The following is a 12887-nucleotide window of genomic DNA, read 5'->3' as shown; positions in this document are numbered from 1 at the left end:
ACGCCGGGACCCCTGGACGAGGGAACGGCACCATGACGGATGGCCCGCTCGTGAACCGCACGGTCGTGGTGACCGGAGCCGCCCGAGGCGTGGGCGCGGCCCTGGCGCGGGACCTGGCCGGCCGCGGCGCCCGGCTGGCGCTGCTCGGCCACGAGCCCGCCGGGCTCGCGGAGGTGGCGCGCACCCTGCCCACGCCGTCGCTGGTCCACGAGGTCGACGTCACGGACGACGAGGGACTGCGCCGGGCCGCGCGGGAGGTCCGCGCCCGGCTCGGTCCCGTGTCGGTCGTGGTGGCGAACGCGGGCGTCGCCGAGGGCGGCCCGTTCGGCGGCTCCGACCCGGACCGCTGGTCGCGGGTGATCGACGTCAACCTCACCGGGAGCGCCCGCACGGCCCGGGTCTTCCTGCCGGACCTGAGGGAGACGGCGGGCTACTACCTCCAGGTCGCCTCGCTGGCGTCGCTCGGTTCCGCGCCGATGATGAGCGCCTACTGCGCCTCCAAGGCGGGGGTGGAGGCGTTCGCGCACGCGCTGCGGGCCGAGGAGGCCCACCACGGGGTGGCGGTGGGCATCGCCTATCTGAACTGGACCGACACCGACATGATCCGGGACGCCGACCACTACACGGTGCTGCGCGAGCTGCGTGCCGCCATGCCGCGGCCGGCGCGGCGGGTGTATCCGGTGGAGCAGGTCGCCGCGCGGCTGGCGCGGGCGGTGGAGGAGCGCCGTACCGCCGTGTACGCGCCGGCCTGGCTGCGTCTGGCCCAGGTGTCGCGGGCCGCGCTGCCGCCGGTGGTGCTGCGGGTGGCCCGGCGGCGGCTGCCCGCGGTGGAGGCCGAGTCGCCCTTCCACGACACCGGTCTGCTGGGCGCCGGAGGGCGGGCGGACGAGGCCTCGGCCCACGCGGGCGGCGGCCGCCACGCCGTCTGACGAGCGGTCGGCAGCGGCCGGCAGCCGTGGGCACCGGTTGCCACGGACGGACATAACGGGCATTCAACGCGCCGCCGGTGAGGCACAGTTACCGCGTGAGCACGGAGCGAGTTGGCACTTCCGCCCCACAGTGAGTCGTGTGACACTGGCGTCCCGTCCGCAGTGCGGACTCCCTCCGCACCGACCCCCACGAGAAGTGCGCCTTGCGTTCTCTTCCCCTGCCGCTCGCCCTCACGGCCCGTCTGACCCCGGTCGCGGTGCTCGCCTGCGCGGGCTGGGCTCTCACGTCCGGCCCCCAGTCGACCTCCGCCGCCCAGGGTGACGCGCCGAAGGAGACCGGGTCCAAGTCCGCGTCCGCGCCGTCGACGACGGCGGTGCCCAAGACGTACACCGCGGCCCCCGCGCCGTGCGACAGCCTGGCCGGCAAGACGATCACCTCGCTGGTGCCGGGCGCGAAGACGGCCGGCAAGGAGATCCCGTCCACCGACACCTCGGTGCGCCGCACCTGCTCCTGGAACGCCCTGAAGGGCTACGACTACCGGTGGCTCGACGTCTCCTTCGAGATCAGCGACTCGGACGAGGAGGCGGCGGAGCAGTACGAGGGGCGGGTCGAGGAGAAGAGCGGCGGCGGGCAGGTGCCCGGCCTCGGCGACGCCGCGTACTCCGTCGTCAACCTCACCACCGAGGACAAGCAGGAGACCCGCGAGGGCGTGGTGCTGGTGCGGGCCTCCAACGCGCTGATCGTGGTCACGTACAACGGCTCGGACTTCGAGAGCAAGGAGGCGCCGAGCACCGACGAGATCAACAAGGGCGCCATCAAGGCCGCCAAGGACGCGGTGGCGGCGCTGGAGGACGGCCGGGGCTGACCGTCCTCCGGCGTCCGGGTCAGCGCACGGCCCGCTCGCGGTACGGCAGCATCAGCGCCACGTACAGCAGCAGCGAGGCCCCGAGACCGACCGCCCAGCCGTAGTCGGCGAGCGGCTTGAGGAACGGGATCAGGCCGTCCGCCGGGAACGGGCCCGAGGTGCTGCCGTCGGCGCCCACCGTCGAGTACGACCCGCCGACCGCCAGTACGCCGCCCACCCCGAAGGCCGCCAGCGCGCGCCAGTTCCAGCCGGCGGTGTACCAGTAGCGTCCGCCCGGTGTGTAGAGGTCCGCGAGGTGCAGCACGGTCCGGCGGACGATCCAGTAGTCGGCGATGAGGATGCCGGCGACCGTGCCGAGCAGCCCGCCGACCACGCCGAGCCAGGTGAAGATGTAGAACTCGGGCGTCGAGATCAGCTTCCACGGGAAGATGAGGATGCCGACGACACCGGTGATCAGCGCGCCGGTGCGGAAGCCGATGAGCTTCGGCGCCAGGTTGGCGAGGTCGTACGCCGGGGAGACCACGTTGGCCGCGATGTTCACGGAGACGGTGGCGACCAGCACGGTGATCAGCGCGAACAGCAGCCCGAAGACGTTGTCCGCCTTGGCGGCCAGGGTGACCGGGTCCCAGATCGCCTCGCCGTAGACCACCTGGGAGCCGGAGGTGACCAGCACGGCGAGGATCGCGAACAGCGTCATGGTCGTCGGCAGTCCGAGCGCCTGCCCCCAGGTCTGTGCCTTCTGGCTGGCACCGAAGCGGGTGAAGTCGGGGATGTTGAGCGACAGCGTCGCCCAGAAGCCGATCATGCCCATCAGGGACGGGAAGAAGACCGGCCAGAAGTCGGCGCCCCAGCCGAGCCGGGAGGGCTGGTCGAGCAGCGCGCCGAAGCCGTCGGCCCGTACGGCGATCCAGACCAGCAGCACCAGCGCGCCGACGATCACGAAGGGCGCGGCCCAGTTCTCGAAGTGCCGCAGGAAGTCCATGCCGCGCAGGATGATGGCGATCTGGAGGGCCCAGAAGAGCAGGAAGCACAGCCACAGCGGCCAGGGGTTGCCGGCGATCCGACCGGCCTCCTCCCATGAGCCGCCGGTGAGCCGGGAGCCCAGGGCGAAGATGCCGCTGCCGCCGATCCAGGTCTGGATGCCGAACCAGCCGCAGGCGACGGCGGCGCGGATGAGCGCCGGGACGTTGGCGCCGCGCAGCCCGAAGGAGGCGCGGGCGAGCACCGGGAAGGGGATGCCGTACTTGGGTCCGGCGTGGCCGGTGGCGAGCATCGGCAGCAGCACGATGACGTTGGCGAGGGCGATGGTGAACACCGCCTGCTTCCAGTCCATGCCGAGGGCGACCAGGCCGGAGGCGAGGGTCCAGCTGGGGATGCAGTGGGCCATGGAGATCCACAGCGCCGCGAAGTTGTAGGTGGTCCAGCGGCGTTCGGAGACCGGGACGGGACGCAGGTCCTCGTTGGCGAACGGGCTGTCGGCGGGGAAGGCCTCGGGGGCCAGTTCTATCCGGCCGCCGTCGTCGGCGGACCGGGCGGCGGGCGACCCCGTGGGAACAGTTTCTGTCATGAGCAGGCCAATCGACATGAGGGGACGGGAGAGGCCGTGCGGGGCCCCTCCCCGGGACGGCGGGGAGGGGGGACGAGGTGTGGGGGGTCGGATCCTGGAAGGACGTGCCGTCGGACGGTCAGGCGTTGACCGCGGGGATGATCCGGGCGCCGTACGCGTCGATCACCGCTTCCTGCGCGTCGTGCATGTCGTACACGGCGAACTGGTCGACGCCCAGCTCGCGCAGCCGGTTCAGCTTCTCGATGTGCATCGCGGGCGTCCCGATCAGGCAGAACCGGTCCACGATCTCGTCGGGCACGAACTGCGTGTCCGGATTCCCGCTGCGCCCGTGGTGGGCGTAGTCGTAGCCCTGGCGGGACTTGATGTACTCGGTGAGCTCGTCGGGGACCATCGAGGAGTGCTCGCCGTACCGGGAGACCAGGTCGGCGACATGGTTGCCGACCATCCCGCCGAACCAGCGGCACTGCTCGCGGGCATGAGCCAGCGCCTCGGGCGAGTCGTCCTCGGTGACGTACGCCGGGGCGGCGACACAGATCGTCACCTCCGACGGGTCACGGCCGGCGGCGACGGCGGCGTCCTTGACCGCCTTGACCATGTACTCGGTGAGATAGAGGTCGGCGAGCTGGAGGATGAAGCCGTCGGCCTCCTCGCCGGTCATCTTCAGCGCCTTCGGGCCGTACGCGGCCATCCACACCGGGAGTTTTGCGCCCGGCTTGATCCACGGGAAGCTCACGACCGTCCCGCCCCCGAGGTCGGCCTGCCCGCCGCTGCCCAGCGCCCGGATGACCTTCATGGCCTCGCTGATCCGGGCCAGCGTGTTGGGTTTGCGGCCGGCCACCCGCATCGCCGAGTCGCCGCGGCCGATACCGCACACCGTGCGGTTGCCGAACATGTCGTTGAGGGTGGCGAAGGTGGAGGCGGTGACCTCCCAGGTGCGGGTGCCCGGATTGGTCACCATCGGGCCGACCCTCAGCTTCTGCGTGTTCGCCAGGATCTGGCTGTAGATGACGAACGGCTCCTGCCAGAGCACGGCGGAGTCGAACGTCCAGCCGTGCGTGAAGCCGTTGCGCTCGGCGCGCTTCATCAGGCTGACGACCCGGGAGGCCGGCGGGTCGGTCTGCAGGACGAGTCCGAAGTCCATGAGCACCACTCCTAGTTCAGGTACTGACAGGTGGAGCGGGGGGCGTAGACGCCGTGCCCGGCGTGCCCGGTGTAGTCCCGCTCGGTGATGACGGGGACGCCGCGCGAGAACACGGTCTCGACCCGGCCGGTGACCCGCTTGCCCTCGTACGCCGAGTAGTCGACGTTCATGTGGTGGGTGTCGGCCGACAGCACCTGCTCGGTGTGCGGGTCGTAGATCACCACATCGGCGTCGGCACCCGGGGCGATGGTGCCCTTCTTCGGGTACAGGCCGAACATCCGGGCCGGAGTGGCACAGGCGATCTCGATCCAGCGGCGGCGCGAGATGTGCCCGTCGACGACGGCCTGGTGCAGCAGGTCCATCCGGTTCTCCACGCCCGGCAGCCCGTTGGGGATCTTGGAGAAGTCGCCCCGGCCCAGCTCCTTCTGCCCGGCGAAGCAGAACGGACAGTGATCGGTGGACACCACCTGGAGGTCGTTGGTGCGCAGCCCCTGCCACAGCTTGGCCTGGTGCTCCCTCGGGCGCAGCGGCGTCGAGCAGACGTACTTGGCGCCCTCGAAGTCCGGTTCGGCGAGGTTGTCGGTGGACAGGAAGAGGTACTGCGGGCAGGTCTCGCCGAAGACGTTCAGCCCCTCGTCGCGCGCCCGCGCCAGCTCGGCGACCGCCTCCATCGCCGACACGTGCACCACGTACAGGGGCGCTCCGGCGACCTGGGCCAGCCGGATGGCGCGGTGGGTGGCCTCGGCCTCCAGCAGTGCCCTGCGGACCTCGCCGTGGTAGCGGGGGTCGGTCTCGCCGCGGGCCAGGGCCTGCTCGACGAGGACGTCGATCGCGATGCCGTTCTCGGCGTGCATCATGATCAGGCCGCCGTTCTCGGCGGAGCGCTGCATGGCCCGCAGGATCTGGCCGTCGTCGGAGTAGAAGACCCCCGGATACGCCATGAACTGCTTGAACGACGTCACGCCCTCCTCGACCAGGAGGTCCATCTCCTTCAGCGTCTCGTCGTTGACGTCGGAGACGATCATGTGGAAGGCGTAGTCGATCGCGCAGTTCCCCTCCGCCTTGGCGTGCCAGGCGTCCAGGCCCTCGCGCAGGGTGTGGCCGACGCTCTGCACCGCGAAGTCGACGATCGTCGTGGTGCCGCCCCAGGCGGCGGCGCGGGTGCCGGTCTCGAAGGTGTCGGAGGCGAAGGTGCCGCCGAACGGCAGCTCCATATGGGTGTGGGCGTCGACGCCGCCCGGGATGACGTACTTCCCGGTCGCGTCGACGACGCTCCCGGCCGTCCAGGCCTCGGCGGCGGCGGTGCCGGAGGCGGCGAGGGCGGCGATGCGGCCGTCCTCGATCAGGACGTCGGCGTGGATCTCGTCGGAGGCGGTGATGACGAGACCACCGCGGATGACCGTACGGCTCATGCTCCCTCTCCTGCCGTGATGAGTGCTGTCAGGGCGCCGTCAGCGGGGTGTAGGCCCCCGGAGCGCGGTCGCGGTAGAACTGCCAGCGGTCCCGCACCTCGCGCAGCTTGGCCAGGTCCAGGTCCCTGACGACCAGTTCGGTCTCCTTGTCGCTCGCCACCTCGCCGACGAACTGCGCCTCGGGGTCGACGAAGTAGGACGTCCCGTAGAAGTCGTTGTCCCCGTACTCCTCGACGCCCACCCGGTTGATCGCGCCGACGAAATACTCGTTGGCGACGGCCGCCGCCGGCTGCTCCAGCTGCCAGAGGTAGCCGGACAGGCCGCGCGAGGTGGCCGACGGGTTGAAGACGAGCTCAGCGCCCGCGAGGCCCAGCGCCCGCCAGCCCTCCGGGAAGTGGCGGTCGTAGCAGATGTACACGCCGACCTTGCCGACGGCGGTGTCGAAGACCGGCCAGCCGGAGTTGCCGGGACGGAAGTAGAACTTCTCCCAGAAGCCCCTCACCTGCGGGATGTGGGTCTTGCGGTACTTGCCGAGGTACGAGCCGTCCGCGTCGATCACGGCGGCGGTGTTGTAGAGGACTCCGGGCTGCTCCTCCTCGTACATCGGCAGCACCAGGACGATGCCCAGCTCGCGGGCGAGCGCCTGGAAGCGCCGCACGATCGGACCGTCCGGAATGCGCTCCGCGTACGCGTAGAAGGCCGGGTCCTGGACCTGGCAGAAGTAGGGTCCGTAGAACAGTTCCTGGAAGCAGAGCACTTGGGCGCCCTGCGCGGCCGCGTCGCGGGCCGCCTGCTCGTGCACCTGGATCATCGACTCCTTGTCGCCGGTCCATGCGGTCTGGAAGACGGCGGCGCGGATCACTCGGCTCATCGGGACCTCCGGTCGCTCCGGTAGCTCGGTGTGCCGTGAGCCTAGAAAGCCCGGGCGCCCGCGCTGAGTGGCACCGTGTCACGTCCGAGCGTGGGCGGCGTGCCACTGTGTCACGCTCCCAACAGCCCATGTTTCACCGCCGTTTTCCCAGGTAGTCGCGTGTTTCACCGCTGTTGCGCGTCATGCGCGAGGAGCGCGATGTGCACCGAGGCGGCCTGTTCGAAGTCGTCGAGGTCGACACCGAGCCGGGCCTGTATGGCCTCCAGGCGCCGGTAGAGCGCGGGCCGGGAGACATGGTGGAGCTGCGCGGTACGGGACTTGTTGCGGCCGGTGGCGAGATAGGTCCGCAGCACCGGCAGCAGCTCCTCGTCGCCGCGCCCGAGCAGCCCGTCCAGCTCCCGCTCGGCGAAGAGCTGCACCTGCGGATCGTCGCGCAGCAGCCGGATCAGGCCTCGCAGGTGCACATCGCGCAGCCGGACCACCGCCGGCAGGTCCAGCGCGGTCGGGGAGTCCGCCACGGCGTCCGCGACATGCCGGGCCTCGCGCAGCCCGGCGGGCACCTCGTCCCAGTCGGTGCGCGCGTCGGCGGCGGCCACCACGGCGGGACGGCCGTCCTGCCGCAGCCGGGCGGCGAAGTGCCCGGCCAGCGCGGCGGCGTCCTGGTCGCGGGCGAGGCTGAGCAGCACGGCGGTCGTCCCGTCGCCCAGCTCGGCGACCAGCCCCGGCAGCCCCAGCAGCCGGAGCGTGCGGTCCAGCCGGGCCGGATCGCCGTCGCGCACCACCAGCGGGACGAAGGTGCGCCGGTTGACCGGCAGTCCGGCGGCCCGCGCCCGCGGCAGCAGCCGCCGCGCCGGTACGACCCCGCCGACCAGGTCGGTGACGAGGCTCTGCGCCGACTGCTCCTCCCAGCTGTGCGCGGCGCCGCCGAGCATCCGGTGCAGCACCAGGGCCTCGGCCGCGCGGTCCGCGAGGAGCCGGCCGGCGGCGGTGTCGCCGCGGTGGCCGCACAGCACGATCCACCCCCACCGCTCCCCCCGTCCGCCCAGCTCCGCGCGGATCCAGCCGTCGCCCTCCCGGCCGCCCGCCTGCCGGGAGATGCGCTCCCAGTCGCGCAGCACGTCGTCCACCGCGGGCCGCTCGCCGGCCGTGGCCAGCACGCGGTGGGCGAGGTTGGTGACGACGACGGGGCAGCCGCTGTGCCGGGAGACCTCGTCGAGCAGCCGTTGCAGCGGGGCACCCGCGGTGATCAGGGCGGTGAGCGCGGTGCGCACCGCCTCGGAGAGGCTGACGGCGGCGAACTTGCGGCGCACCAGCCGGGACTGCACCTCCTCGGTCAGCTGCGCGAACGGGAAGGGCCGGTGCAGGACGACCAGCGGCAGCCCGCACCGCTCGGCGACCCGGCGCATCACCTCCGGCGGGGCGGGAAAGGCCCGGCCGAGTCCGAGGACGACGGCCGCGGCCTCCGCGCGGTGCAGGGAGCGGATGTACTCGGCCTGCTTCTCCTCGTCGCCGACGAGCAGCACCCCGGTGGTCAGCACCATCTCGCCGCCGCTGAGCATCACCCCGACGTCGGCGGCCTCGGCGACGTGCACCCAGCGCACCGGCCGGTCCAGCCGGTCGGCGCCCGCGACCACCTCGGGTTCACCGGCGAGCACCCGCTCCAGGGTGAGCACCTGGCGGACCGACAGGGCGGCCGAGGGCTCCGGGATGGTCGTCATGGCGGTGTCCCCCTGGTTGCCGGCTGACTAGGCGATGCTCCGCAGAGCCCGTTCGAGGATCGCGGCGCCCTCCTCGGCCTCCGCGACGGTCAGGGACAGCGGCGGAGCGACCCGCAGGGCGCTGGTGTTGTGGCCGCCGCCCTTGCCGATCAGCAGCCCCTGCTCGCGGGCCTCCTCCAGCACGGCGGCGGCCAGCTCCGGCGCGGCCTCGTCGGTGCCGGGCTTCACCAGCTCGATGCCGATCATCAGCCCGCGGCCGCGGACCTCCCGTACCGCCGGGATCTGCGCGGCGACCGCCCGCAGCCGCTCGATGAGCAGTCCGCCGACCCGCCGGGCGTTGCCCTGGAGGTCGTGCTCCAGCAGATAGGTGAGGTTGGCGAGGCCCGCGGCCATGGTGATCTGGGTGCCGCCGAACGTGGAGATGCTGTTGGCGTCCAGGCAGTTCATGATCTCGGCGGGGGCGATGACACCGCCGATGGACATGCCGTTGCCGATGCCCTTGGCGAAGGTCACGATGTCCGGCGGGCCGCTGCGGCCGTGCGCCTGCCAGCCCCAGAAGTGCTCGCCGGTGCGGCCCCAGCCGGTCTGCACCTCGTCGGCGATCCACAGCGTGCCGCGCTCGCGCAGCACCTCACGGAAGGCGGCGTACAGGCCGTCCGGCGGGGAGGTGAAGCCGCCGACGCCCTGGATGGGTTCGGCGATCAGCGCGGCGGGCGGGCGGGTGTGGCCGAGCAGGTCCTTCAGGTCCTCGACGCAGGCCTCGACGAACGCGCGGTCGTCGAGCGCGGCGTACGGCCCGCGGGTGCGGACGCCGCCGTGCACGTACAGCGTCTGGAGCGGGGACAGCGAGGTCGGGGACCAGCCGCGGTTGCCGGTGACGCCGACGGCGGAGAAGGAACGGCCGTGGTAGCTGTTGCGCATGGCGAGGACGGTGTTGCTGCGCCGGTAGGTGGTGGCGAGCAGCAGCGCCGTGTCGTTGGCCTCGGTGCCGGAGGTGGTGAAGAAGACGCGCGCGTCCGGGATGCCGCTCACCTGGGCGATGCGCTCGGCGAGTTCGACCATCGGGCGGTTGAGGTAGAGCGTCGAGGAGTGGATGATCCGCCCGGCCTGCTCGCTGACCGCCTTGGTCACCTCGGGCAGGGCGTGCGCGGTCATCGTGGTGAGGATGCCGCCGAAGAAGTCGAGGTACTCGTTGCCGGCGGCGTCCCAGACGTGCCGTCCCTCGCCATGGGTGATCTCCAGCGGGCTGTCGTAGTAGAGGGCGAGCCAGTCGGGCAGCACCGCGCGGTGCCGCCCCCACAGGTCGTTGATCACGGCTGCACCAGCCCTTCGTACGCGTCGGGGCGGCGGTCGCGGTAGAACGCCCACAGCTGCCGCACCTCTTCGATCAGGTCGAAGTCGAGGTCGCGGACGACCAGTTCCTCCGTGCGGTCGCTGGCCGTCTCCCCCACGAACTGCCCGCGCGGGTCCACGAAGTACGAGGTCCCGTAGAAGTCGTTGTCCCCGTACTCCTCGACGCCCACGCGGTTGATCGCGGCGACGAAGTACTCGTTGGCGACGGCCGCCGCCGGCTGCTCCAGGCGCCACAGGTACGAGGAGAGACCGCGGTGGGTCGCCGACGGGTTGTAAACCAACTGCGCGCCGTTGAGGCCAAGTTGCCGCCAGCCCTCCGGGAAGTGCCGGTCGTAGCAGATGTACACGCCGACCTTGCCGACGGCGGTGTCGAAGACGGGCCAGCCGAGGTTGCCGGGCTTGAAGTAGAACTTCTCCCAGAAGCCCTTGACCTGCGGGATGTGGTGCTTGCGGTACTTGCCGAGGTAGGAGCCGTCCGCGTCGATCACGGCCGCGGTGTTGTAGTAGAAGCCCGACTGCTCGACCTCGAAGACCGGGACCACGATCACCATGCCGGTCTCGCGCGCGAGGTCCCGCATCCGGCGCACGGTCGGTCCGTCGGGCACCGGCTCGGCCCAGCGGTAGTGCTCCGGATCCTGGACCTGGCAGAAGTAAGGAGCGTTGAAGACCTCCTGGAACCCGATGACCCGGGCGCCCCGCCGGGCCGCCTCACGGGCGTGCTCCTCGTGTTTCGCCACCATGGACTCGGTGTCGCCGGTCCAGGTCGCCTGGACCAGAGCGGCACGTACGACGTTGGCCATGAGCTGCTCCTTCGACGTGACGTCAGAGCCTCTACGCCCGTAGAAACAGGCCGTAGAGGGTTGAACGTATGCCTCGGGGAAGGCCTTGCCAAGACCATCGTCGCCAACCCGCCAAGTCGGCGCCGTTTCACACTCCTGTGGGTGAGCGACGGGCCCGGTCAGGCGGTCAGCCCGGCGACCCGCAGGGCGTGCACCAGGTCCCAGTGCCGCTCGGCGGAGACCCGGCCCGCGGCCTCCAGCAGCAGCGGGACGAGGGTCTGCGGGTCGGGTCCGGCGCTGCGGGCGGCCTCCTCCGGGGTGCGGACCCGCACGTACGCGTCGAGCAGCGCGTCCGCCTCGCGGCGGCGGCCCTCGCCGACCAGGCCGAGCACCGCCCGCCCGATCTCCGGAGCCGGGCGGATCACCCCCTGGCGCAGTATCCGCTCCCCGTCCGCGCCCCGCCCGGCCGCGGCCAGCGCGTCGGCGGCGGCGACCAGCCGGTCCGCGGACAGTGCGGCGGTCTCCCACAGCAGTGTGACCCAGTCGGCGCCGAGCCCGGCGCGCACCAGCTCGGCGGCGAGCAGCGGGAACCGGGCGGCGGGCCAGTGCGCGGCCTCCACCAGCAGCACATGCGCCTCACCGCTGCGCCCCTCGGCCCGCAGCCGCGCCAGCGCCTCGACGACGGCCCCGACCTCCGGCCGCGCCGCCGCGTCCGCCGGCCCGGCCGCGGGTTCCGCGGGCACCGGCGTCTCCTCGGCGGCCCCGGCGAAACGCGCTCCGCGCGGGGTACGGGCCGTCGCACCGGGCGCGGGCGTGACGGGCGCGACAGGCGCGGGAGCGGGCGGTACGGCGACGGGGGCACCGGTGTCGGCGTCGGCATCCAACCCGGCGAAACGGGCGCTGCCGCGGCGGCGCCTGCGGGGTTCGGGGGCGGGGGCCGGGGCGGGCGCGGGGGTGGGCGTGAGTGCGGGAGCGGGTGCGGATGTGGCAGTGGGTGTGGGCGCGGGGCGGGGACCGGTCGGGCCGAGGGCTGGGGCTTGGTCGTGGGGGCTCGGCGTGGGTGACGTCGGGCCGGGTGCGGGTGACGTGGGGCCGGGGTCGCGGACCGGGTCGCGGTCGGGCACCCGCAGCACGGCCCCGCCGCCCGGCCCCTGCCGCAGCGGCGGGATCATGGGGTTCCTGGCCGTCGGGACGCGGTGGTCCAGGGCGGTCATCCGGGCGCGGAGTTCGATGCAGCGGGCGGTGGCGCGGGCGTGGTCGTCGCGGGCCCAGGCGAGGTCGAGGCGCAGGGCGTCGGCGGCCTCCGGGACGGTGGCCGAGGCGAGCAGCCGGCCCAGCTCGGCGAGGCGTTCCGCCGCGTACTTCTGCTCGCGGAGCATCACGTCGAGCCGGTCGCCGAGGGCGTCCCGGCCGCCGGGCCGGGCGTCGTACGCGTGGAGCGCGGCGGTGTGCAGCGACCGGGCCCGCTCCTTCTCGGCACCGGCGGCCTCGGGGCCGTGATCCGCGGCGAGGTCCTGGAGCAGTGCCTCCACCACGTCCCAGGGCGGCACCTCGCGCCCGTCCAGACAGGCGCGCATGCCGTCCGGGTCGCGCTGCCAGAACACCGCGCACCACCCGCCGCCCGGGTCCAGCCGCGCCAGCAGGCCGTCCAGGTAGTCCGCGAACTCCCGCACGCGTCCCGGGAGCTGATCCACTGCCATCGCCCAACCCCCCGCAAGACCGGAGTACTCGGGTCCGTAGCCAACACGAGCCGTGTTACGGGATCGCTACGGGGAGTTTTCGAAGGCGCGCGGGAAGGGGCGCGGACAGGGGCGCGGACCGGGGCGCGGCGTGGCACCTCAGCCGATCGCGGCGCCGACCTCGACGCCGGAAGCGGCACCGAGCGCGATGCCGGAAGCGGCACCGGCCGTGGCACCAGCCGTGGCGCCGGCCGTGGCGCCGGCCGTGGCGCCGGCCGTGGCGCCGGCCGTGGCGCCGGCCATGGCGGTCGCGTCCGCCGTGGCCACGGCCAGTTCGTCCATCGACAGGCCCAGTGCCCGCGCCAGGGCCGCGACCGTGAAGAACGCCGGGGTCGGCGCCCGTCCGGTCTCGATCTTGCGCAGGGTCTCCGCGGAGATGCCCGCGCTCGCCGCCACGTCGGCCATGCTGCGGCCGCCGCGTGCTTCCCGCAGCAGCAGCCCGAGCCGTTCGCCGCGTTCCCGCTCTTCCGGGGTCAGTGGAGTGCGCACCATGAGGACCATTCTAATACCGG

Annotated in this window: 10 protein-coding genes and 1 pseudogene; 2 read left to right on the top strand and 9 right to left on the bottom strand. The window is 72.7% G+C overall.

Features of this window, described 5'->3' with window-relative positions; all coding sequences use genetic code 11:
* Positions 1-32 precede the first annotated feature (32 nt).
* Both ABT232_RS15990 and ABT232_RS15985 read left to right on the top strand, forming a co-directional pair.
* Positions 33-929, top strand: coding sequence for an SDR family oxidoreductase (locus ABT232_RS15990; RefSeq protein ID WP_351840503.1), 897 nt, complete (start codon positions 33-35; stop codon positions 927-929).
* Between the two features lie 203 nt (positions 930-1132).
* Positions 1133-1795 (top strand): hypothetical protein, encoded by a 663-nt coding sequence (locus ABT232_RS15985; protein WP_351840502.1) that lies wholly within the window; start codon positions 1133-1135, stop codon positions 1793-1795.
* A 19-nt stretch (positions 1796-1814) separates the two neighbouring features.
* Here ABT232_RS15985 and ABT232_RS15980 read toward each other — a convergent pair whose 3' ends face one another.
* The 9 genes and pseudogenes from ABT232_RS15980 to ABT232_RS15940 form a co-directional block, all read right to left on the bottom strand.
* Entirely contained in the window at positions 1815-3362 is a 1548-nt protein-coding gene (locus ABT232_RS15980) for an NCS1 family nucleobase:cation symporter-1 (protein WP_351840501.1), read from the bottom strand.
* A gap of 118 nt (positions 3363-3480) precedes the next feature.
* Positions 3481-4503: a TIGR03842 family LLM class F420-dependent oxidoreductase gene (locus ABT232_RS15975; protein WP_351840500.1), complete on the bottom strand. Its 1023-nt coding sequence runs from the start codon at positions 4501-4503 to the stop codon at positions 3481-3483.
* An 11-nt stretch (positions 4504-4514) separates the two neighbouring features.
* Complete coding sequence (hydA, locus tag ABT232_RS15970; RefSeq protein ID WP_351840499.1) at positions 4515-5915, bottom strand: dihydropyrimidinase; 1401 nt, start codon at positions 5913-5915, stop codon at positions 4515-4517.
* Between the two features lie 28 nt (positions 5916-5943).
* Complete coding sequence (locus ABT232_RS15965; RefSeq protein WP_351840498.1) at positions 5944-6786, bottom strand: nitrilase-related carbon-nitrogen hydrolase; 843 nt, start codon at positions 6784-6786, stop codon at positions 5944-5946.
* Positions 6787-6950: 164 nt separating this feature from the next.
* Positions 6951-8504, bottom strand: coding sequence for a PucR family transcriptional regulator (locus ABT232_RS15960; RefSeq protein WP_351840497.1), 1554 nt, complete (start codon positions 8502-8504; stop codon positions 6951-6953).
* Positions 8505-8531: 27 nt separating this feature from the next.
* On the bottom strand, positions 8532-9818 hold the full coding sequence (locus ABT232_RS15955; RefSeq protein WP_351840496.1) for an aspartate aminotransferase family protein: 1287 nt from the start codon (positions 9816-9818) through the stop codon (positions 8532-8534).
* Positions 9815-10657 (bottom strand): nitrilase-related carbon-nitrogen hydrolase, encoded by an 843-nt coding sequence (locus ABT232_RS15950; RefSeq protein ID WP_351840495.1) that lies wholly within the window; start codon positions 10655-10657, stop codon positions 9815-9817. The genes ABT232_RS15955 and ABT232_RS15950 overlap by 4 nt, the downstream gene beginning before the upstream one ends.
* Positions 10658-10815: 158 nt before the next feature.
* Positions 10816-12336 (bottom strand): hypothetical protein, encoded by a 1521-nt coding sequence (locus ABT232_RS15945; RefSeq protein WP_351840494.1) that lies wholly within the window; start codon positions 12334-12336, stop codon positions 10816-10818.
* A gap of 282 nt (positions 12337-12618) precedes the next feature.
* Positions 12619-12867 (bottom strand): annotated as a pseudogene (locus tag ABT232_RS15940) (helix-turn-helix domain-containing protein); the annotation flags it as partial.
* Between the last annotated feature and the right edge of the window lie 20 nt (positions 12868-12887).

The organism is Streptomyces sp. NPDC001532 (assembly GCF_040298625.1).
In the GTDB taxonomy this organism is placed as follows: domain Bacteria; phylum Actinomycetota; class Actinomycetes; order Streptomycetales; family Streptomycetaceae; genus Streptomyces.
Note: the sequence above shows the minus strand (reverse complement) of the source record. Positions and strands in the feature narration are given on the sequence as shown.

Excerpts from the sequence above, each read along its gene's own strand:
- hydA (WP_351840499.1), bottom strand. The coding sequence starts at position 5,915 with ATGAGCCGTACGGTCATCCGCGGTGGTCTCGTCATCACCGCCTCCGAC.
- ABT232_RS15960 (WP_351840497.1), bottom strand. The coding sequence starts at position 8,504 with ATGACGACCATCCCGGAGCCCTCGGCCGCCCTGTCGGTCCGCCAGGTG.
- ABT232_RS15950 (WP_351840495.1), bottom strand. The coding sequence starts at position 10,657 with ATGGCCAACGTCGTACGTGCCGCTCTGGTCCAGGCGACCTGGACCGGC.
- ABT232_RS15975 (WP_351840500.1), bottom strand. The coding sequence starts at position 4,503 with ATGGACTTCGGACTCGTCCTGCAGACCGACCCGCCGGCCTCCCGGGTC.
- ABT232_RS15990 (WP_351840503.1), top strand. The coding sequence starts at position 33 with ATGACGGATGGCCCGCTCGTGAACCGCACGGTCGTGGTGACCGGAGCC.
- ABT232_RS15965 (WP_351840498.1), bottom strand. The coding sequence starts at position 6,786 with ATGAGCCGAGTGATCCGCGCCGCCGTCTTCCAGACCGCATGGACCGGC.
- ABT232_RS15945 (WP_351840494.1), bottom strand. The coding sequence starts at position 12,336 with ATGGCAGTGGATCAGCTCCCGGGACGCGTGCGGGAGTTCGCGGACTAC.
- ABT232_RS15980 (WP_351840501.1), bottom strand. The coding sequence starts at position 3,362 with ATGACAGAAACTGTTCCCACGGGGTCGCCCGCCGCCCGGTCCGCCGAC.